Source organism: Pseudomonas sp. LjRoot277 (assembly GCF_964253845.1).
GTDB lineage: Bacteria > Pseudomonadota > Gammaproteobacteria > Pseudomonadales > Pseudomonadaceae > Aquipseudomonas.
The window spans coordinates 4,216,377-4,238,293 of the sequence record NZ_CAXURI020000001.1; the positions used below are offsets into that span (position 1 = coordinate 4,216,377).

Below are 21,917 nucleotides of genomic sequence, written 5' to 3' on the forward strand. Positions count from 1 at the left end.
ATCATGAAAATGTTAATCCTCGGTTTTGCTGCTCTCCTTGCCACGGGTTTTGCGTTTGCCGACACCCAGACCACCGAACCTGTCATCCACGACAAGACCGGTTTCTTCGTCCACGTGGATATCGCCAACGACCTGTCCAGCAATATCATCACGCAAGATTGCGGCATCGTCCCCGCGCAGCTGATTTACCTCGACCATCAGGGTCGCAAGCACGTGCTGGATTACCAGGTCCAGGGCATGGGTTGCATTGGTGATAATTGATCAGACGCCTGCACTCATAGAGGATCGGGCTACATTGGCGCCACTGGCTGACCTCTGTAGCCCGCCGCTCGCTACATGTCTCATTTTATTTCCCTGCTTTGACAATCGGCGCTTGAGCTTTAGCCTGTCGCAACCTATAAAAATTATAGGTAACTGGGCGCAATGAGTGAAGCGAAGGGTGGGACAGTCAACGGCTAAGGCTCGATCGGCGTAGGAGCTGCCGCAGGCTGCGATCTTTTGATCTTTTCCAGACCGCAGCAGGTCAAGATCAAAAGATCGCAGCCTTCGGCAGCTCCTACAGGAATCGTGCGATCTCGATCTCGATGTCGACGAAGACGGGAGATATCTCGTCATAGTGACCACGATGCAAAGGGAGAGATAATTTGATGTACCACTACGTTGAGAGCGGGCTACCGAACGTCTGGCTTAGCAACGGCTACAGGGTGAAAGAGACGGCCTATGGCGAGTCGGTTGCTATCACGGATGTCGAGGGCCTTCACGACTTTATCGGCAAGACGATTGCGCAAAAACCGGCAGCTCTGACCGGTGCAGAGTTTCGGTTCCTGCGTAAAGAACTGGGTTTGTCTCAAGAAAGGCTGGCCAGCATTGTCGGGCTGACCTCCCAAGCGGTGGCGATCTGGGAAAAGACTGACAAGATTCCAACTGTAAATGATCGCTACCTGCGCGGGCTTTACCTGGAAGCCAAGACTGGCGAGGCGGATCTGATGGCCGCCATTAACTCGATCAACGAACTGGATCATGAGCTTCATAAGCTCAATCTTCAGTTTGAAGATGGATGGCACAAGCAAGACCAAACGTGCGCCTGACAAAGACCTGAATTACAAAGCCCGGACGTGTACCGGGCTTTTTTCTTTTCTTTTCTGCGCTTTCGATCTGCTCAAGTGGATCTAATATCTACTTCAATTGAAATGGCAAAAAACACCAGCGCCCTTGAGCAGTTTCGGCATAGGCCAATAACGCTGCCGACTCTAGACTCGCCCCCATAAAAATACTGAAACGCAATCGAATCCAGGGGAACCCGCATGAACCCATCCGACATTTTTGTTATCAGCGCCGTCCGCTCGGCCATCGGCAGCTTTGGCGGTTCGCTCAAAGATGTGCCACCTATCCAACTGGCCACTGACGTTTGCCGTGCCGCCATTGAACGTTCGGGGCTGGCACCTGAACACATTGGTCACGTGGTGATGGGGCATGTGATCCCGACGGAAGCACGTGACGCCTACATCTCTCGTGCCGTGGCGATGAATGCCGGCCTGCCGAAAGAGACGCCCGCCTTCAACGTCAACCGCCTCTGCGGTTCTGGTTTGCAGGCCATTGTCAGCGCAGCACAAAGTTTGATGTTGGGAGACGCAGGCGCTGCGCTGGCAGGTGGCGTCGAATCCATGAGCCGCGGGGCCTATATATTGCCGCAGGCGCGCTGGGGCGCACGCATGGGTGATATGCAAGCCATCGACTACGTGCTCGGCGCTCTGCAAGACCCGTTTGGCGGTTACCACATGGGCATTACTGCGGAAAACATCGCCGAGCGCTATGGCATCACTCGTCAGGCTCAGGATGAGTTGGCGCTGCTCAGCCAGCAACGGGCGGCCCGGGCGATTGCTGAAGGGCGGTTTACCGACCAGATCGTGCCGATCGAAGTGGCGTCCCGCAAAGGTACCGTGACGTTTGCCACGGACGAGCATGTCCGCGCCGAGGTCAATGCCGAGCAATTGGGCAAAATGAAACCGGCCTTCAAAAAAGACGGCAGCGTCACCGCCGGCAACGCGTCGGGCCTCAATGATGGTGCCGGAGCTCTGATCATGGCCACAGGTCAGATGGTTCTCGATCAAGGTCTCAAACCGATGGCCCGACTGGTCGGTTATGCCCATGCCGGAGTGGAGCCAGAGCTGATGGGGTTGGGACCGATTCCCGCCACCCGCCTGGTCCTCAAACGCGCCGGTCTGACCGTTGCCGACCTGGATGTCATCGAGTCCAACGAAGCATTCGCGGCCCAAGCGTGTGCCGTGGCGCAGGAACTGGGCTTCGACCCGGAGAAGGTCAACCCTAACGGTTCGGGGATTTCTCTGGGCCACCCGGTGGGCGCGACCGGTGCGATTATCGCCACCAAGGCGATTCACGAACTGCACCGTGTTCAGGGCCGCTATGCCCTGGCAACCATGTGCATCGGCGGCGGCCAAGGCATCGCCGTGTTGTTCGAACGCGTCTGATCGGCCCAAACGAAGACGGCGCCCCAATGTGGGCGCCGTCTCGTTTTACCGCGATGGAATCAGTGCGCAATGCACATCGATTTCAGCTCGGTGTAAGCCTCGATCACTGCGCGACCGAACTCGCGCCCCCTACCCGATTGCTGACCAGGCACGACCTTGCTGCAGACACCGCGAACGGCCCCGCAGCAGGCCGGTCGGTATCTCGACGGACTTCATTTTTTCAGGCCCGGAGGTTCTACTAAACTACTCAGAACTACGCAGAGTCAGTGAATGATTTCACAGTACTGCTAAAGTGATAGCACGCGTCGCCACATCCTCCCAAAGCCAGTAATTTTCGAAGGTGGGTGGCTAATCACGGTGACGACAACGCTCTCAAGCGAGGGCAGCATGAACTGAATCCCGTCATCATCGAGCGAGGGGCAGCAGACATGAGGTCTAAATATGATATTTGAGCCCAACAGTACCCGTTCTGTTCTCCAGCGAAGAAGCAGCACCAGTATCGTTATTCAGGCTGGTCTCGATTGTGTTGCGGTGACCGGCGTTGCGTGGTTTTTGATCAATTATCATATCGGCTTCTTAACGCAGTCCTATGTCATCCTGCTCCTGCTGCTGCTGGGGGCGTTGGCCGTCGTGTACGACCACTATGCTATTTACCGCAGCAATGTTGGCTTTACCGTCAAAGCCTTCAAGCTTTTGAAAGCGTGGACTGCCACGTTTGGCTTTCTCGTTGCCATGGCCTTTCTGACCAAGCAAAGCGAACAGTACTCGCGTTTATTGGTTGGGCAGTTATTTGTTGTTGGGTATTTTGCTCAGTTACTTTTGCACCTCGCGACACGCGAGATGCAGAAGAAGTTTTTGGCCCACTCGACTCAATTGGAAAACTCGCTCATCATTGGCTCGGGCGAACTGGCCAGCTATCTTCACAAGAAAATCAGCAATAATCCCTGGCTCGGTGAGCGCATAGTCGGCTGTGTGTTGATTGGCGCGGACGATGATCGGGGAAAGGAAAGTCTGGAAGGCGCGCAACGTCTGTCGATACTGGGCGATATCTCCGACCTTGATGAGTTAGTTGTTAAACATGCCATTCGTACCGTCTATTTCGTGACCCCTCTGGGTGGCTCAGAGGTCATCCAGGATGTTTATTTAAGGCTGTTCGATAAACACATCTCTGTTAACTGGGTGCCTGACATTTTCTCGTTGCGCCTGATCAACCACAGTGTTCGCGAAATTGCCGGCATTCCCGTGCTGACCTTGTCTGAAACTCCGCTGATGGGGATGCGTCTGTTTCTGAAGAACCTTGAGGACAAAGTCCTGGCCTTTCTCATTTTGGTTCTTGCAACGCCACTCCTGGTAGCCGTCGCCATTGCCATCAAGCTCGATAGCCCCGGCCCCATATTCTTTCGTCAGCAGCGCATGGGGTGGAGTGGAGAAGCTTTTCGGATCTGGAAGTTCAGAAGCATGGTCGTCCATCAGTCGGAAGACGGCATCGTCAAACAGGCGCAAAAGAATGACCCGCGCATGACCAGGGTGGGAGCCTTTATTCGGCGAACCAGCCTCGATGAACTACCGCAGTTGTTCAACGTTTTGATGGGAGAAATGTCTCTGGTGGGACCTCGCCCGCACGCTATTCAACACGATGTGCAGTACTCGCCCGACGTCTCTGGCTACTTTGCGCGTCACAACATTAAACCGGGCATCACAGGCCTGGCTCAAGTACGTGGTTATCGTGGTGAAACGAGGGATATAGATCAGATGATTCGGCGTGTTGACTCGGACATCGAGTACATCAACAACTGGTCGCTATGGCTCGATTTCGTCATTCTTGTACGAACCGTGTTTGCCTTCTCCGGCAAGCATGCCTACTAGCCAGTCTTGAGTACCTGGGCAATCTCAAGGCCCATTTGATGCGCAATAAAAGCGAGGGATACGGCCTCGACGTATCAGGACGGAAAGAGATCCAGCGTGCGCTCAACTTCATCGGGGTCGATTCTAAAACCATTTTCCTCTGGTGTACCGACCACAAAACCAAAGTTCTGCTGATCACGATCCGTTAGATATTTAAAGAAACAGAGAAAGCGATTAGGCGGCTGCAATACCAGCAGCGAACCACCTGGCGGGAGAACATTAACCCCATGGACAAGGTGACTCCCCTCGACCCCTATCACGGTTCTGGCCCCGGCGCAGGTCGCCACGATGGTCGAAACATCGGACGTCGCAGGGTCGAGAATGCGAAAACCTCTGCGGTCACGTAGCCGTTCAGCCAGCTCCATCTCATTGCGTAACAATCGCAGTTCACCCCTGCCACCTCGCAGAATGAACACGCCGGGGTGGGAGCAAACTGTTACGTGTGATAACAGCTTTTCCCCCATCTCACGGAAACGCCGGTGCTTATGTCTGTTTTGGCATAGATCGTCAAAGATCACGAGCTCACGAAAAAATGCGTTACGTAAATAAACGGGCCTCATATCAAGCCAGTTCTCATAACCGGGAGTGTGGAGTATGCCGTGCCTTGCTGTAGAAACACTATCGGCCGAGGGTAGCGCGGTCACCGGAACGCCTTCTTCACATGCCAATCGATAGGTTAAACAATCATCCATCAACCACGTTCCAAACCACTTGATTCCCCCCGCGGTGCAATACACCGCCCCGCGATTGATCTCGTTTTCTACTCGAATATTTGGTAACCAACCGGAACCCGGTGACAACCAGGATTTGGCATTGCCTTTGTAGAGCGTGCCATCGATTAACCAGACATCTTTAAGCAGGTAACCTCTAGTCGGACCATGTTCAACACGACCGACGCCTTCCATTGTGCGGCGGGGATGCTCGTGAGGATAAAAAAGCTTCTCTTCCCATCCCGTAATACGCTCGAGCTGATTTGGCAAGAAAAAAGCGGGCGGAGCAATCGTGGTGTCGCCTGGAGAAATTTCCCACGCTTTCACGGCTTGGCTTTGCAGGGTTAAGGACGATTTGCGGGTGAGCCGTGTGTTAAACATGTGTTTATACGCAGCAAGGCTCCACTTTGATTGGCTGTCACTCGTCAATGCATTGAATTCCGACATATGCACCCCATCCAAATTTAGTTACACAGAAACAGCGTGCATGGCCAAAACTGCACTTCTTTAAAATCAGCAACCTGTTCAGGTGGATACGATACTTTCCAGGACAGGGGGTGACTTCAGATGAGCGTAGCGACTGCGCAAGGTGTCGAGAAGCGTTTCTCCCGGCGCCCTGGAACAATGAAGGTATATTTTGAAAAGGCCACCAAAACCCATTTCGCGGTATCGATTAGCAACTTCCCCGTCACTCGGACCGTCCGGCAACCCAAGATGAAGTGTCAACTGCTTGCCTTCGACAGCAAATAGAGGTGTCTCCCAAAGAAATTGCGCTGCGCCCACCTTGGGCAGTCGAACAAACAAATAGCCGTAATTGCCCAGCGTATCAACATCACCGCCTCGCCTTCTTTTCCACTCAAGAAGTCCATCGTCCGGGCGAGCCAGGCACGTTCCGATATCATAATAGTCAAAACCATTTTCTATCGCCCACTCCAGTGCCATGAACGTGGTAATCGAGTTAATTTCACGTAATTTCTTAGCATCTGAAAATACAATATCGGGGTAGCCGAAACGGACGGTGCTCCAGTAGCGTTTTCCTGCCCGGGTAATCACGCACCCAAGATGGCATGCAACAATTTCATCCTCCAGCAGTACTAGATCGAGCCGCCCGGCGCTTTTTGCCACCCGTTGAACTTCACGGGATTCAATTTGAGAGGCCGCTGCTCCATGCCTTGCGCTGGCATAGGGCTTCAGCATTTCCCGATCTGCGATTTCAATTTCGTCATCGTTCAAGGCCTGTTTCATACGATAGCGCAACCGGTTCTTGCGCAGATTTCGACGCAACTCGGTATTGTACCTGGCCGTAATATCCTCAATTGACCGGCTCAGCGGAACGACAGCACTTAAATATTGAGGCACATATAATGCACCCAAGGTCGGCATTTCACTGACCCACACTGTCCGCTCTGAATTATCCAACTTCAATTGGCTATTAACCATTTGAGATTCAGCGCCCAGTAGAACCTTTACAAATTCCCGCTGTGTTTTCCTGCCCACATAGAGAATGTCATAGGTGCTGTCTTCGCGCAGTTTGAATCTGCCAATTTCCCAGCGCCAAAAACATGCCCTCCCCCCTATATCCTGCAGCCAGGCGAGCGCTTTCCTTAGCTCAAATCGCATTGAAGGAGAGATTAACTGACGTATTAATTCGGCTATGTATTTTTTCATTTGGTTATTAGCACACTTCAAGAAATGGCCATTTGAGTTTACAAATCAATAACCGAACTACTCGAAATGAGCGCTCGACAGCCGAGCACTTTTTTTCAAAATATGCGGTGTCTGACAACATTTTATTGACGCCAATCTTAATGATGAAAACGACCCCGAATATACCCGTCAAGTCGATAATTCCAACTTGAGTAAAGGTGCTACGTCGGGGTTTTGCAAGATATTTCAGGCGTGTTTTTTATGGCGCCAGCCAAGCGTCAAATTCTTGTAACGTCAGGAATCCCTGTAGATTAACGTGCGTAACAAGAACATCGGATTACCCACCACATAGCGACTGAATAATCGCTTTGGCTCACCTATTAGCCTGAACAGCCACTCACAACCGAGACGACGCACCCATTGCGGAGCACGAGTGACCTTGCCGCCAAGAAAATCCAGAATCGCCCCTCCGCATACGACCAGGCAGGGCACGCCGCTGACGGCTAACCTGGCAGCAACGGCTTCTTGCTTGGGCATGCCCATACCCAGCACAACCAGTTCCGGCTGAAACTGCCGGGCAAGGTTTATATAGGTATCCACCGGCGCGAAACCATGGTGAGCAGAGACGATGTTGACCGCAAATATCGCTTCGCTACGCTGCACCGCGTTGGCTAGAAAGGGCTCTTCAGTACCCCAGAAAGCCACACGCCGGCCCTTGAACGCGGCCAGCAACCTGGGAATGAAATCGGTGCCATTCATATTCAGCCCCGGCTCCAGGCCGAGGCGACGAAACAGGATGGCCATGCCGGAGCCATCCCGTAATAACACGTCCGCAGCCAGCAGCGCGTTAAAGTAGTCGGTATTGGCCGCCACCAGATTCATGGCATGGGCATTGGCGAACCCGAGCACTGTCGTCACGTCAGGTCTGGATAACGCATCAATCAATGCTTGCTCGTCATCAGCATCGCTGACCACCCTGAGTTTCCGGGTAATCGTTTGCCAGCTGTGCTGCCAGGATAAAGCACGCATTAGTTGTCATCTCGTTTCGAACGCACCCATTCAACCTGGCGCTTAAGCAAAAATTTGAGATACAGAGGAATTTTCTTCACGGCGTAGAACGGCGCATACAACAAGGCTGAAAAAGAAATAATCCCGCGACCAAATTGGCTCCATGCCAGCAAGATAGCCCCCCCCAATATTGCCACCCCGGAAGAAGCTATCAATGCTGGCGCCAAAGCTCCGGACAGCATAAATACCAACCATGCCAGACCAAATACCGCCCCCAAGGCCAACGTCAACAAGGCCAACGGCGGGACCAGCAAATCCAGCGTCATCGCCAGCAGACTCCCGTTACGCTGGCCAATCGACTCCACCAGCAACTTTGGCGTATCCCCGAGAATTACCCCTAAGTGACCATGTTCCCAGCGCGTACGCTGGGTAGTTAAGCCTTCATCGCTGCGCGGAAAGTAACTGGTTACCAGAGCATCGGGGCAGAACACAGGCGGTTTGCCGCTTCGGCATAAATCCAGGCCCATCTTCAAATCTTCAACGATGTGGCCACTGGCCAAATTGATCAACGTCAGATCCCGCCAGACGAAAGCCATTCCCGTGCCCATTAGCTGACAAGGCAAACCAAGTCGGGTCCAACCCTGCGGCCGTACCCGATTTTTCACACACCAGGCAAACTCTGCAAGCCGCACTTTTAGCCCGGAACCTGCTGGAGCAAGCATTAAATTAAGGGCTTGCGCTGGCCGCCCTGAGTCGATGCAACAGATTGCCAAACGTTCAATAGAACCCTCGGCCACCTGGCAATCCGCATCGATAACAATCATGACGTCCGGTGCATCGCTCGCCAAATGACGCACCCCACAGTCCAGCGCATAACCCTTGCCACGCTGCTGATCATTTCTGCGCTCCACCACCTCGGCGCCCGCCGTGCGGGCCTGCGCGGCTGTGTCGTCAGAACAGTTATCCGCCACCACCAATAGGCGATCACCCAAAAGCAACTGCGGCCGAATGCTATTTAACGTCGCGACGATGATCGAGGATTCATTGTGTGCCGGTATCAACACCGCCACCCGCGGTCGAGATCCTTGCGCCGACGAGCGCGACCGTGCAGGCAGGCAGGCCATCAGCACCTGCACAAACAGCACCAACACCGGCAGGAGGATGAGTATCAGCAGGGAGCTGAACAGCCAACCAAGTAATGTGATCATGCTTGCGCCCTAAACAAATTAGCCAACTTGGCCGCTTCGGTATCGATGTCGTGTCGCTCCAGCACTCGCTGATAAGCCGCCTCGCCCATCCGCTGCAACACCTCGACAGGTTGCGCGAGGCAGTCCGCCAGTGCCGCCGCCAACTCATCCACCGCTCCAGCGGGAAACAACCAACCGTTCTCACCCTGTCGCACTAACTCGGGAATGCCCGCCACATAGCTCGTCAATACGGGTCGGCGCAAGGCCATGGCTTCCATGATGACCACCGGCAATCCCTCGGCGAAGCTCGGCAACACCAAGGCCCGCGCCGCAAGAATCTCCGCCCGCACCTGATCGCTGCTGATCCAGCCGGTAATTCGCACCCGCGCCTGCAAGCCATGCCGTGCAATCAGGGTTTCGATTTCCGCGCGCATTTCTCCATCGCCGGCCAGTACTATTTCGAACTCCACGTTTTGCGCTGCCAGGATGCGGGCGGCCTCAAGCAGCAAAAGCTGACCCTTCTGCTCACACAAACGACCGACACAAACCAACCGCGGCGCGGATGGCACGGCAACGGCCGGCACATCGTGAAACGCCCGCTCCAGCCCACAGTGCACCACCTTTACCCTTGGCCAGTGCGCATGAGCCACCCAGCGAAACAGCTGGCTGCGCCCATAAGAACTGATAGCAGCGACAAAAGCTGCGCGCCGGACTTTCTCACCCAAATGAATAAACTCCGGTTTGTCGAACTCTTCCGGGCCGTGCACGGTAAAACTGTACGCCGGCCCACCAAGTACATTGGCCAGCATCACCACCTCGGTTGAGTTGGTGCCGAAATGCGCATGCACATGCTCGGCACCGAACGCCTGCAACCACATCAGCACGCGACACGCCTCGGACAAATAAACCAAATGGTATGGCCAGGGACGATCTGCACGCTGGCCCATGCGTAGCGCCAGCCACAACGCCGAAAAAAAGCGTCGCGGCTGGGCGCGCAGCACCTGCAGCACAGGCACCAACAGCTCTTTGACTCCGCCCTGCAGCACATACTGGGTTTTATCGCGTTCGGACACGTCCTCGGCATCCACCAATTCGGCATCCCAGCCACGCAGGGCAATGCGCTGCACCACAAACCCCTGACGTTCCAACGCCAAAATCTCGCGACGAATGAAGCTATGGCTGACTTTGGGGTATTGATTGATGAAATAAGCGATACGCATAGGAACCAGACTTAGTTGTCGTTGCGGTGGATTATTACTGCAAGTAATCCCACAGTAGTACAGGTATCAGGAACGTCAACTAGCCACACGACTGCTGCCATAACTACCTATCAATACGCTGTCTATCTTTTTAAAGGTGTCATCCAGCAGCTCATAACGCCTGCGGTACATGGCACGTTTTTTTGAAGCAATACTGTCGAGCGGTTTTCTGGACAGCATCATGGGAATCTCAAAAAAATCTTCGCGCTCTGATGGAGTCGCTCCATGCTCTAACCAGATCACATCATAATTTGCCGCCAGTTCCAGAGCTTTGTGAGCGCCAAAATACGGATGACGATGGTGGCGATACCCATCCCCTACCGCATAAATTTTTTCAACACCGATATTGATGGCAATGTATTTAATAACTTCGATCAGAAAGCTTCTTGGCCGAAGGCCTTCAAAGTCTTTTGTCAGGTCCCTGTAGATACTCAACGACCGTTCACTCTCGATGCCTTTATGTATCCCTTGAACGGCACCGATAAAAATACATAACTCAGTGTCCGTGCGACACAAAGTGAAGGCTATTGATGCAATGCGCAGATCCCCCTGAAACAAGTTCAGCACCAACTCCCCTTCACGCATAAACCAGAAGGGACGATCCAGCACCAGGGAACAACCAGCAGCAAACTCCGACAAATCACTCAGCATCAAACTGTCACTTCGCCCCCACAGCAATAGCTGCGGACAGCTTTTGGCAACCACTTCGTAATGCGAGGCCAACACACTAAGTTTATTCTTGGGGCTCCAGCTCTTGCTGATGTATGGCCAATGAACAACGCCTACACAATCCCCGCCTAATTTCTCAACACCGGACTTACCCAAGGCGTTCGACATACGCCCGCAAAACAACTTTAGCTCGGACCAGTTCTTTGCAACCAGCACCAACATTTTAAACTTATTATTCAATGCCCTTAAAGAATACCCGGCATGTAAAAAAAACACGCTCTTTACTATCACCCAATTATTCATATAAGTCTCACTTGTATTCGATCAACGCCGTCTTGCCGGCGCCGAATCTGTTCAGTAGAAACTTGACTTGCCCGAGCATCTCGGGAAATTTCCCCAGCACGAGAAAGAAAGCCCGCAGCCAGTTTTCGCGCGTGGACCTGTCGCCCCCGCGGGCGAGGCGCACAACCTGCAATGGATAGACCAGCAGCAGAAGTAGCCCAAACCATCCAAACACCAAACTCGCGATAACAGTCGCCAGCGGGACACCCAATCCCCAGAACCAGGCACGGCGCGACTCACGCAACCAATGTTGCTCCGGTGCGGCACCATGCAAAAATGCGCCCTCGGCAAAGGCATAACCACCGCGCAGGGTACGCTGCCACCATTGGCCGAACCGGGTCATGGTTGCATCGTGCAAGGTCATTTCCTCGCCCAGACGCCAGACCTTCCAACCATTCCCACGCAGACGTACGCACAATTCAGGCTCTTCCCCGGCAATAAGGCCCGGTCGAAACCCGGACACTTCGGCGAAGGCGTCAGCCCGCATCAGCGCATCACCACCACATGCCTTGGCCTCACCTACCGGCGTATCCCATTCGAAATCACACAGTAAGTTGTAAACAGAGTGCTGCGGAAAACGTTCACGGCGTCGTCCACAGACCACCGCGACGTCAGGATGTGTATCAAGAAAGGCCTGCGCCCGGAACAACCAACCGCCGACAACCTCACAATCACCGTCGACGAACTGCACATAACGCATCGCCGGCAATGAGCGTTGTATGCAGGCAAATCCTTCGTTGCGCGCACGCGCAGCCGTAAAGGGAATCGTCATGTCCAACTCGACCACCTCAACCCCAAGCCTCAGTGCCATCTGCACTGACCCGTCCGTTGACCCAGAGTCGACATAAACAACCTTCTGCGCCGAACCGACGAGAGAAATCAGACAACGCTCAAGCCGTAGGCCTTCGTTGCGACCGATAACAACGACACCCATACCCATAGCCATGGCGTTCACTCAGCGACGCAATTGAAGTAATCCATCAGGTGGTTCATGAGAATTCCCTCGATTCTGCGTACTTCCTTTTCTTGATAGTCGCAGGCACGCCCACTGCCACCGAGTCGTCCGGTACATCGGTCAGCACCACGGCATTGGCACCAATCACGACATTATTGCCAATGCGGATATTGCCCAGCACCTTGGCCCCTGCTCCGATATCAACATTGTTACCCATCACCGGAGCAATCGGCTCACTCACATTCTTGAGGCCCACGACAACGCCATTGCGAATACGGCAATCATCGCCGAACTGCGCATAGCCACTGATCACGATTCCGCCGAAATGATCGATGACGAAGTTGCGCCCGACCACAACCTCACACGGCAACTCGATACCCGTGACGATCTGCACCAGTTTGAAGAGAACTTTGTATATAAAGGAGAACAACTTACGTAACAGTGCCGGTCGCACACCGTAACGCCAGCGCCCAAAGCGATAAACCACCATCACCCAAAACCCCTGAGCCCCCCAATCTCCGGCGTATGCACGCAAGTCCGCACGTATGTTTTCGAACATAACTGGCTCTACCGTGTTGGTTGGCTAGCGAATTTGGTATCACGCAGCAACGCCCAAGTCACACGAGTATGCTGCCAACACGCCCCTAAAGCGGCCCGACCACGGCCTTTCAATAGCGCCTTGAGCGCCACAATCAGATCACCCAGACTCACCAATAGCATATGTGAGGCCAAACCAGGCAGACCGTGGTGCTTGCGGAAGTACAAAAGCTCACTTTCGATTTGTATCGTGGGTAGCTGGCGACTAACCGCATTGAGTTTATCAACAGACTTGGCACTTTCACCGCCGATATGCACCACCGTGGTATGCGGGTAGTAAACGACCTTCCAGCCTGCCTGTTTAACGCGTTTGCAGTGATCTATCTCCTCGAAATAAAGGAAGTAGCGCGGATCGAACAAGCCAACCTGGTCGATGACTTCACGGCGGATCAGGTAATAGCACCCGGGCACCCAGTCGCACTCACGCACCGAAGCATGATCCCAGGCCATGTCGTCGACTCTTTTCACCACAGGGAAAAAGCGTTCAAGCCCTGTATGCGAAAGGAAGACATTTAACGGCGTTGGAAAATAGCGACAGGAGGGCTGTAAATCACCCTCTCGTCCAACCAATCGAACGCCGAGGACACCGCAATCAGGATGAGTCTCCATGTAGTCGAGCGTCTTGCTCAGCGTATCCGCAGCAACAAAGGCATCGGTATTGAGGAGCAATGCATACTTGCCCTGCAGGTGTTCAACCAATTGATTATTGGCACGCCCAAATCCCACGTTATTTTCATTGGCCAGTTGCAATGCCTCTGGACAAATAGTTGCCAGACATTCCAGCGAATTATCGACAGAGGCATTATCCACCACCAAATAGCGCGTGCGATCCACACTAGTTGACTGGCGTAACGCATTAAACATCGGTTGCAACAACTCCGCTGTATTGTAATTAACCACCAACACATCAAGGGGAGCACTAACCATTGGGTTGCTCGCCAAAAAAGTGTTGTGCTCTCATTGCTATGAGCTTCGGTTCAAATGCCGGGTCGTATACACCATTGCGCTGCCTGATAAGGTCAATCCACGGATAAGTGGCGCTACGCTCTTCGACTTTCGCCAATACATCTTCCAAGGTACAGATTACCTTGGCTGGATTACCCCCAACCACTACCCCAGGCGGAACATCTTTTATGACTACAGCACCGGCTGCGACAATCGAATTAGGGCCAATAGTCACACGCGGCATGATGATAGAGCCATAGCCGATAAAACAATTATCAAGAATATCGATAGGGCCGACAGAGTCAAGTTTTGTATTAAAGCGCACCTCGAGCATGCCGACTATTCCATCGTGGCCGAATAGCGTGCAACAAGATAAACCTACATTATTTCCGAGTCGTACTAGCGAAGGGTCAGTTATGTTGGCAGCAGGATTGATCCATACGCCTTTACCGATGGAGTGCAGCCCTCCCCACCGAACCATATGCTTAGCCCATTCATACCCGTCCGGTTTACAGAATTTTTTATAGAGCGGGGTCCCATGCCCCGTTGTTTTTGCAATATAAGCAACAATACGTTTCAGTAGACCAATCATCCTGTCAGCCTCATTAATTCAGCGATAGACATCTGTGCCAAGGTTAGATACACCCTGATTCTTCATTACCACTACTCTAAGAGTAGACGCTTCCCTAAAATCCAACATTCAAATAATCCCCACATGCTCCCACTCAGGAATACCTGCCCACCGCGGGCCCCATCTGATGGTTGAGATAATCTGCGAGCCTTAGAGCAATTTGCAAAAGAGGCATCGTGGGGTTACAGGCACCGCCTGTAGCGAAAACACTGCTACCCGCAACGTAAAGATTCTCAACACCAAACACTTTGCAGTTCTCGTCGACCACACCAAACTCAGGCGACGTCGCCATCCGCGTGGTCCCCATATGATGAGCATGGGGATTGAGCTTCAGTGGCAAATCGACGTCATACACATATTCTTCCAACTTGACGAAGCCCAGCCCTGTGTCGGCAAAACACTTTGCCACTTCGAGCCCTATGGACTTGACGGTTTCCCTGTCTGCAGGAGTTAGCTCCCAATGAATCTTGACCTTCCTCATCCCTAACGCATCTCGCTCGTCGAGCAATGAGATGCGGCTATTGGGGTTGGGAAACTGCTCGATCAGCGTGCCGAGCACCCCATCTCCAGGGCAATCGAACTTGGCAATAAATTCAATCTTGCGCTCTGCACCCACTTCACAAACGAGGTTCTCGAAAAAGCTCTTGATGGCAGACATTCGCCCATAGGATTTCACTTCAGCGACAAGCGTGGCCGTCACATTCCCTTTACCTGACTTGTGCTCCATCACGAATGCATCGGTCGTGAAGTACTCCTTCCGAGCATCTGTATCCTGCCCGTCGCTCAGGATAAAGGTTCCCATTTCGACGTTCAGGTGCTCCATGAAGCATCTACCGACGAAACCATCCTTGCTTACGATACCGCCAGCTGCCAGCGACTCGCTGTTGAGCAGGTGCCTGGCATTCTCGATTGCGCCTGTCGCCAGAATGAATTGTTTTGCCGTGATTCGCTCGCGATGCAACTCGTAGTCGGAGACGACTATCGTTGCTATGCGGCCGGTCTTGTTGTCGAACTCAAGATCGACGCAATTGCAATGGATGAAGACATCCAGCCCCTCGGTTTCATTCAGTTCCCTGGCATATTTTCGTGCAAATCGCGTCGGTGGGCTTAACAGGAAACGATCAGCGTCAAAGTCGGTGCCGTCCAAAGTCGCATTGATAGCCTTGAATCCGGAGTGCGGCGGAAGATCGACAATATCCATGGCCGCCGACAGATTGCGCTCGATCTCGGAAAACGCGATGGGCCAACCGGGCACGGGCACCGGAGGGCCTACGGTAAAGTCCGACTTTTCGAATGGACGGCATCGCCCGGCCCAGTGATTGGAGGTCCCGCCAAGATAACGCAGGCGTGTTTCATGAGCGTAGACCTCGAGGCCTGATGATGAGACCTTGTAGAGGTTCTGCGAGGCCGGCGAATACTCGTGCCCGCCGCCCTCGACAAGCACCACACGCCGACCATTACCGGCTAAACGCAAGGCCAGCGTAATGCCGGCCGGCCCCCCACCTATGATGCAGACGTCATAGCGATCGCGGAGCTCTTTCTGCGATTGGTAGTCTTTGATCATGCGTGTGCTTGCCGAAAATGCTGGGCAGGCAGTACCCATCCGTTGATGACAACAAACTCGGATTTAGCAGCAGAAGGCCGGGAAACGGCTTTGGAAAATCCGAACATGAGCCCTCCAATACTCAACAGAGCAGAAGCGTGGAGGAAGCCTCTGCGCCCCATCACAGAGGTATTCAAATCAGTTTCTCTCATGATTCAAAGCTCCACGACACCGAGAATACGTTGGAGATTTCAACTACAGATCAAGGCCACATTTTTTTGGCGACAGCCATCAATACCTCAATGGCGACGCGGTGCCACAGCTTTGGAAACATCAAGAGAAATAGATCAGATCAAAGCCATTTAACAAAATCCGTCAATAACTCCCCACACAATGCCCCCACCGCCAGCATTGGCAGCACCACCAGTTCACGCTTGAGACTGAACATCCCCAGACGACAATTGACATAAAAAACCAGGATAAGCGTAGGGAACGTGTACAGGGCAGCGCCCCAAATCGCATATTTGACCCCGCCAATCGCCAACAGCAGAGGCAGCAGCACCCACAACGAGACCACGCGAATAATGTTATCCATGGCTTGGTACTTGGTGAGTCCCAAGGCTATCCAGACCTGATTCGCCAGCATGTAGCGCATTGTGAAAAAAGAGAGTGAAAGAATGGCCATCATGTTGCCGGCCTGAGCGTAACGCTCATCGTACAAGATGCTGATGAGCAGTGGACTGCCAGTCCAAAACAGTCCACATAAAAACAGACAGGCAAGATCGAGCATCAATTTCAAGCGGTAGTACAAAGCGTGGAGCCGTACGGTGTCATTCGTTCTTGAGGCCTCACTGAAGGCCGGCAAGGCCACGGCCCCGACTACCTTTTGCAACGCAAGCTGAACAGCTCCCAAAATCAGCACGGCAATAGAGTAAACACCCAGTTCGCTGGCCGTCATGCTGCCGCCGAACCAGACACGATCACCGTAAATGGCCAATACGCCCACTGCCGACGACAACAGTATCCAACGGCCGAAGCCGACTAATTCATCGAGCGCAGTACGCTCCCACTGTAGACGGTTAGAAGGGCCTTCAAACCAGAAATGCCCCAGCAGCGTGTTGACCATCGATTGGACCAGACCTGCAATCACCAGCGACCAGATGGACCTGGTGAAGTAACCGATGCCCAGCATGACCAACAGCCCGACGACCTGAGACGCAAACTCGGTGAGTACCACTTTCTTTTGCTGGAAAGTGCGCACTGCCAGGTCGATTTTGGTCGACTGAAAACCAACGATGATTGCCGAGAAACCGGTCACGGCCAACACCAGCGGCAACTCGGGTGCGGCGTAGGTGGAATTGGTCGACCACAGATTGAGGGTCTGTGCATACCAAGCGAGGGCCGCGAGGAGAAGTGTCGAAGCAAAGAGGATAAAGCCGCGCACGATCTGCACGGTCCAGATGGTATTGAGAAACACCGGATCGTCGCCACGCGGGCTCTGGATGATGTTCTGGCGCAAGCCGACATCGGAAAGCATGTGCAGAACCAGAGAAACGGTGATGGCGATCATCATGATGCCGAACATCTCCGGCATCAGCAGACGGGCCATTATCAGGTTGCCGCCCAAGCGAAAGGCTTGAGACGTAACCAGCGCCCCGAGATTCCATGCCCCGGCAGAGATCGCGCGCTTACGAAGACCCAACGTTGGCGACAAATCAACTAACGACATAGCATCATCCCCGGACTCAATGGCTCAAAAGGAACTATAGTCGCGTTTGGCCATTCCACTAGCCGTCGCTCATCAATCAATAAGTCCAATCATCCATGCCTGAACACTTCCGAGCGTTAATCGTCATTCTGGTCCTTACTGGCATCGTATTTGCCATGGCACGTCGACCAGCAGCAGACCTGATTCCCGACCGTAATTTCACTCGTCGGCGCAATCTGTGGTTCGTATTGACGCTTCTGGCGTTTGTGTCGTACAGCTTCTGGGTGTACGCGGGCATTGCCGCGATCGTTTTGACCTTCGCACGAAATCGCGAACGCAATCCCGTGGCGCTATTTTTCCTTCTGCTGTTTCTCATCCCGCCAGCCACGGCGGAGATTCCGGGCTTCGGCCTGGTCAACTATTTTTTTGCCCTTAACCATATTCGTCTGCTGGCACTGTGTGTGTTGCTGCCGGCTTTTTTGGCTCTGCGCAAACGCGCCGACACGGTCCCTTTCGGGCGCACCGGGCCTGACAAACTGTTAGCCGCCTACCTCCTGCTGACGAGTCTGCTTTTCCTGCGCGAAACCACCGTCACCGACACCTTGCGCCAAATGCTCTACCTGTTCCTCGAAGTTTTTTTGCCTTACTACGTTGCCAGCCGGGCGCTGAAGAACCTCAGCGACTTCAAGGACGCTCTGTTCGGTTTTGTACTCGCCGCCATGGTGCTATCGCTTATAGGTCTCTTCGAATATGCCAAGCACTGGCAGCTGTACAGCGCGGTTGTCTACGCCATGGGCCTGCAATGGGATCCCGGCTACTTGAGCCGTGGTGGCTCATTACGCGCCAGCGTCACTACCGGCCAGGCCATTGCGCTGGGCTTAGTCATCAGCGTGGCCATCGGCTTTTACCTGTACTTGCAGGAGGAGGTACGTAGCAAAATGCAGCGCAGCCTCGGCGCACTGTTGCTCGCCGGTGGTCTGTTCGCACCGCTGTCGCGTGGCCCCTGGATCGGTGCAGCCGTCATGATCGTCGTGTTCATCGGCACCGGCCGTAAAGCGATCAAACGCCTGATGCTGCTGGCGGCCGCCGGGGCGATCGCCCTGCCCTTGCTGGCCATCGTGCCGGGCGGGCAAAAAGTGCTTGATCTGCTACCGTTTATCGGCACGGTGGAGGTCGAAAATATCACCTACCGGCAGCGCTTGATTGATAACGCCATGATCGTTATCCAGCGCAACCCTTGGCTGGGTTCTTTCGACTTCCGCAGCACACCGGAAATGCAGTCCATGATTCAGGGCCAGGGGATCATCGATATCGTGAACACCTATATCGGCATAGCGCTGTCGTTCGGTTTGATTGGCTTGACGCTTTTCGTGGTTTTTTTCGCCAGTGTCCTGCTGGGCATCCGCAAGGGGATGCGTTCGTTCCCCAACAAAGACGATGAGGCACGCCGACTCGGACGTGCACTTCTGGCGACACTGGCCGGGATCCTGATCACCATCGTTACCGTTAGCAGTATCACGGTCATCCCCGTGGTGTATTGGTCGGTGGCTGGACTGTGCGTGGCCTACGCTCAGATGGCACGCAGGTTCAAGCAGACCTCGACGGCCGTCACGGCGAGTACCCATCTCCAACTCAGGTAGAACCCATGATCCAGTTGTTTCGCCGCCCCCAGATTCTGCTCCTGCTGTTTTTTGTCATTTGGCCGTTTCGTACCTGGGCGTCGGACTGGGTCGTCAGTGTGGATGAGCGCAACGGCCTGCCAACGCTGATGCGTGGCGGCAGCCCGGTAGTTGCTACGACATTCTCGTTCTTTGGGCGCAACTGGGACTGGACGTATTTGCAGACCGAATTCAAGGTAATCACCCCTTATCGATACTCCCTTGCAGGTAAAAACCAAGCGCTGGATTTCGACTTGACTGCGCAGATTCAGAAGCAAAACGAGCAAAAACTGACCTGGAACTTTGCCCTGGATGCACACAGCGGGAAGTCTGGCGTTTCAGGGGGTGGCATCGTCTTCGAATTCGACCCCGCTCTTTTCGCTGGAGAAATGGGCGAGCCCACTTTGCTACCCGACAACCGCGGCTGGACCTGGGGCAATGCACAAGGTCGACGCATCGAAATGCGCTTCGAGCCCGCACTGGCGGGTGTGTACTTTGAACCGGGCAGTAAATCCGAGGTGCGCGCTTTTTTCTACAAGAACACGATCAAACCTGGCCGCCAGGATTTCACAGCCACCTTGAGCGTTTCTGGCGATGTGGCGGTCGGCCCGACCACTACCGAGCGCTTCGGGCTGTCGGACCCAAAGAACTGGCCGACTGACAAGCTCGACAGGAAAACCTCGCCGGTCGACCTGTCCTTTCTCAACGCTCAGGAAAAACCTGCAGGCAAGCGCGGCTTCATCAAAGCCTCCGGCGAGCAATTGCTATTTGCCGACAACACTACGGCGCGTTTCTGGGGCACCAACCTTTCGGCCTACACGCTGTTCCTCACGCCAGACGATGCAATCAAGCAGCAGGCCAAACGCCTGTCGGCACTGGGCTTCAATCTTGTACGACTGCACCACCATGACTCGCCATGGGTCTTGCCGAACATCTTTGGTGACGGCAGGGTCACGCGCAGCACTCAGCAACTGAGCCCGGAATCGCAGAAAAAAATCGACTGGTGGATCAAGTGCCTGAAAGACGAAGGCATTTATGTGTGGCTCGATCTGCACGTCCAGCGAGTCTTTACTGAAAACGACAACATCTATGGCTTCGATGAGTTGCCAAAAGAAGAGCAGAATTTTACCTATCTCAAGGGCTATTCCTATGTGAATCTCACCATTCAGAAAGCCATGAAGCGCTTTACCGAAGCCTACCTGACCCATGTAAACAGCTATACCGGTCTTGCCTACAAAGACGACCCGGCGATCGCCGCCGTACTGATTACCAACGAAAACGACGTCACCAACCACTTTGGCAACGCCCTGTTGCCAGACAAGAATGTGCCGAAGCACAACCGCATCTACATGGCGGAGGCCGAAGCCTTTGCCAAACAACACAATCTGTCTGCAAACCAGACCTGGCGCTCCTGGGAGCCAGGTCCCTCCAAGCTGTTCCTTAACGATCTGGAGCGACGTTTCAACGTCGACATGATTCAACACCTGCGTGGAATAGGCGTGAAGGTCCCCATCGCCACGACCAGTAGCTGGGGCCGCAATGGTCTGAACTCCCTGCCGGCCCTTACTGCCGGCGACGTAATCGATGTCCATAGTTACGGGGGCTCGGGACAGATAGAGAAAAACCCGCTCTACAGCGACGGCATAGTGAATTGGATTGCCGCCGGCCAGGTCATCGGCAAACCCTTGACCGTCACCGAGTGGAACAATGAGCCCTTCCCGACACCAGACCGTCACTCGCTGCCGCTCTATATCGCCGGCACCGCCAGCCACCAAGGCTGGGACGCACTGATGCAATATGCCTACAGCCAGGAGCCACTGGGGGGCGAAGGAGGGATGAGTGCCAACAACTGGCACGCCTATAACGACCCTGCAATGCTGGCCACCCTGCCCGCCGCCGCCTTGCTTTATCGCCGTGCAGACGTTCACGAAGCAACAACGACCTACGTCTTCGCGCCGACGCCAGGCACCCTGTTCAACCAAATGATCACACCGGCCAGCTCTGCTCTCCTGCGCACAGCCATGGAGAAAGGCAAGCTGGAAATCGCGATGCCACAGACGCCGGAATTGCCTTGGTTGCAACAGAGCGCTATCCCAAGCAAGGCACAGGAATTTCATGACCCTGACCAGTCGCTGCTGGACGCCAATGCCAGCGAGTCCACGACCGACACGGGAGAGCTAAAGCGCAACTGGAAACGAGGCATCTACACCATCAATACACCGCGTACCCAAGCCGCTACCGGCTGGATTGGCGGCGAGTCGATCAGCCTTGGCAACATTAAGGTTCAAGTGAAGACCGCCAACGCCAGTGTGGTGGTGCAAAGTCTGGACGACGCGCCTTTGGGACGATCACAGGATTTACTGATTTCGTTAGGCACCCGTGCCATCCCCCAAGACGTCGACAAAGTACCTTTTTACGTTGAGCCCCTCGAGGGCACGCTAACCATCCAGGCGCCGCAAGGCTTGACACTGTTCACCCACGGCATTCTGAGGCAAATGAAGAAGCTGCCCGCGACCTACCTTGATGGCCGCTATACAATCAAGTTCGACGGCTTGCAGGCGTCGAACTGGTTGTTCTTGAAAAAAGACGTCACGCCAGCACAACCTTAGGCGATGCGCAGCCAACCTCAACCTATGGAACAACACCTTGCGGTGTTGTTCCTCG

At 54.1% G+C, this 21,917-nt stretch carries 18 protein-coding genes; 6 read left to right on the forward strand and 12 right to left on the reverse strand.

Annotated features, from left to right (window positions below; all coding sequences use genetic code 11):
* Nucleotides 1–3: 3 nt before the first annotated feature.
* The 4 genes from ACSQ87_RS19825 (at nucleotide 4) to ACSQ87_RS19840 (ending at nucleotide 4,355) form a co-directional block, all read left to right on the forward strand.
* Nucleotides 4–261, forward strand: a complete 258-nt coding sequence (locus ACSQ87_RS19825; RefSeq protein ID WP_436274183.1) for a DUF2790 domain-containing protein — start codon at nucleotides 4–6, stop codon at nucleotides 259–261.
* Between the two features lie 386 nt (nucleotides 262–647).
* Complete coding sequence (locus ACSQ87_RS19830) at nucleotides 648–1,088, forward strand: helix-turn-helix domain-containing protein (protein ID WP_046049359.1); 441 nt, start codon at nucleotides 648–650, stop codon at nucleotides 1,086–1,088.
* A gap of 216 nt (nucleotides 1,089–1,304) precedes the next feature.
* Nucleotides 1,305–2,489: an acetyl-CoA C-acyltransferase family protein gene (locus ACSQ87_RS19835; RefSeq protein ID WP_223432879.1), complete on the forward strand. Its 1,185-nt coding sequence runs from the start codon at nucleotides 1,305–1,307 to the stop codon at nucleotides 2,487–2,489.
* A gap of 441 nt (nucleotides 2,490–2,930) precedes the next feature.
* Entirely contained in the window at nucleotides 2,931–4,355 is a 1,425-nt protein-coding gene (locus ACSQ87_RS19840; protein ID WP_223432880.1) for an undecaprenyl-phosphate glucose phosphotransferase, read from the forward strand.
* Between the two features lie 74 nt (nucleotides 4,356–4,429).
* Here the strand turns inward: ACSQ87_RS19840 and ACSQ87_RS19845 are convergent, their stop codons facing one another.
* The 12 genes from ACSQ87_RS19845 to ACSQ87_RS19900 all read right to left on the reverse strand — a co-directional run bounded on the left by ACSQ87_RS19845 (nucleotide 4,430) and on the right by ACSQ87_RS19900 (nucleotide 17,616).
* Complete coding sequence (locus ACSQ87_RS19845; protein WP_223432881.1) at nucleotides 4,430–5,551, reverse strand: glycosyltransferase 61 family protein; 1,122 nt, start codon at nucleotides 5,549–5,551, stop codon at nucleotides 4,430–4,432.
* 78 nt (nucleotides 5,552–5,629) lie between these two features.
* Nucleotides 5,630–6,772 carry a hypothetical protein gene (locus ACSQ87_RS19850; protein ID WP_436274184.1) on the reverse strand — a complete coding sequence of 381 codons (1,143 nt, stop codon included), beginning with the start codon at nucleotides 6,770–6,772 and terminating at the stop codon, nucleotides 5,630–5,632.
* A gap of 273 nt (nucleotides 6,773–7,045) precedes the next feature.
* Complete coding sequence (locus ACSQ87_RS19855; protein ID WP_223432883.1) at nucleotides 7,046–7,780, reverse strand: WecB/TagA/CpsF family glycosyltransferase; 735 nt, start codon at nucleotides 7,778–7,780, stop codon at nucleotides 7,046–7,048.
* A complete protein-coding gene (locus ACSQ87_RS19860; RefSeq protein ID WP_223432884.1) occupies nucleotides 7,780–8,967 on the reverse strand; it encodes a glycosyltransferase family 2 protein in 1,188 nt (395 codons plus the stop codon). The genes ACSQ87_RS19855 and ACSQ87_RS19860 overlap by 1 nt, the downstream gene beginning before the upstream one ends.
* Complete coding sequence (locus ACSQ87_RS19865) at nucleotides 8,964–10,166, reverse strand: glycosyltransferase (protein ID WP_223432885.1); 1,203 nt, start codon at nucleotides 10,164–10,166, stop codon at nucleotides 8,964–8,966. The genes ACSQ87_RS19860 and ACSQ87_RS19865 overlap by 4 nt, the downstream gene beginning before the upstream one ends.
* Nucleotides 10,167–10,241: 75 nt before the next feature.
* Nucleotides 10,242–11,177, reverse strand: coding sequence for a DUF535 family protein (locus ACSQ87_RS19870; protein ID WP_223432886.1), 936 nt, complete (start codon nucleotides 11,175–11,177; stop codon nucleotides 10,242–10,244).
* A 7-nt stretch (nucleotides 11,178–11,184) separates the two neighbouring features.
* Complete coding sequence (locus tag ACSQ87_RS19875) at nucleotides 11,185–12,162, reverse strand: glycosyltransferase family 2 protein (RefSeq protein WP_223432887.1); 978 nt, start codon at nucleotides 12,160–12,162, stop codon at nucleotides 11,185–11,187.
* Nucleotides 12,163–12,205: 43 nt separating this feature from the next.
* Complete coding sequence (locus tag ACSQ87_RS19880; protein WP_095132884.1) at nucleotides 12,206–12,730, reverse strand: serine O-acetyltransferase; 525 nt, start codon at nucleotides 12,728–12,730, stop codon at nucleotides 12,206–12,208.
* Between the two features lie 8 nt (nucleotides 12,731–12,738).
* Entirely contained in the window at nucleotides 12,739–13,695 is a 957-nt protein-coding gene (locus ACSQ87_RS19885) for a glycosyltransferase family 2 protein (RefSeq protein WP_223432888.1), read from the reverse strand.
* On the reverse strand, nucleotides 13,688–14,305 hold the full coding sequence (locus ACSQ87_RS19890) for an acyltransferase (RefSeq protein ID WP_223432889.1): 618 nt from the start codon (nucleotides 14,303–14,305) through the stop codon (nucleotides 13,688–13,690). Before ACSQ87_RS19890 ends, ACSQ87_RS19885 begins: the two co-directional genes overlap by 8 nt.
* Before the next feature lie 133 nt (nucleotides 14,306–14,438).
* Nucleotides 14,439–15,908 (reverse strand): FAD-dependent oxidoreductase, encoded by a 1,470-nt coding sequence (locus tag ACSQ87_RS19895; protein ID WP_436274185.1) that lies wholly within the window; start codon nucleotides 15,906–15,908, stop codon nucleotides 14,439–14,441.
* A gap of 331 nt (nucleotides 15,909–16,239) precedes the next feature.
* Nucleotides 16,240–17,616, reverse strand: a complete 1,377-nt coding sequence (locus ACSQ87_RS19900) for an oligosaccharide flippase family protein (protein ID WP_436274186.1) — start codon at nucleotides 17,614–17,616, stop codon at nucleotides 16,240–16,242.
* Between the two features lie 95 nt (nucleotides 17,617–17,711).
* Between ACSQ87_RS19900 and ACSQ87_RS19905 the strand changes: the two genes are divergently transcribed.
* On the forward strand, nucleotides 17,712–19,235 hold the full coding sequence (locus ACSQ87_RS19905; protein WP_223432892.1) for an O-antigen ligase family protein: 1,524 nt from the start codon (nucleotides 17,712–17,714) through the stop codon (nucleotides 19,233–19,235).
* 5 nt (nucleotides 19,236–19,240) lie between these two features.
* The gene (locus ACSQ87_RS19910) at nucleotides 19,241–21,862 is read left to right on the forward strand and encodes a glycosyl hydrolase family 5 (RefSeq protein ID WP_436274187.1); all 2,622 of its coding nucleotides are present in this window, start codon (nucleotides 19,241–19,243) and stop codon (nucleotides 21,860–21,862) included.
* Nucleotides 21,863–21,917: the final 55 nt, after the last annotated feature.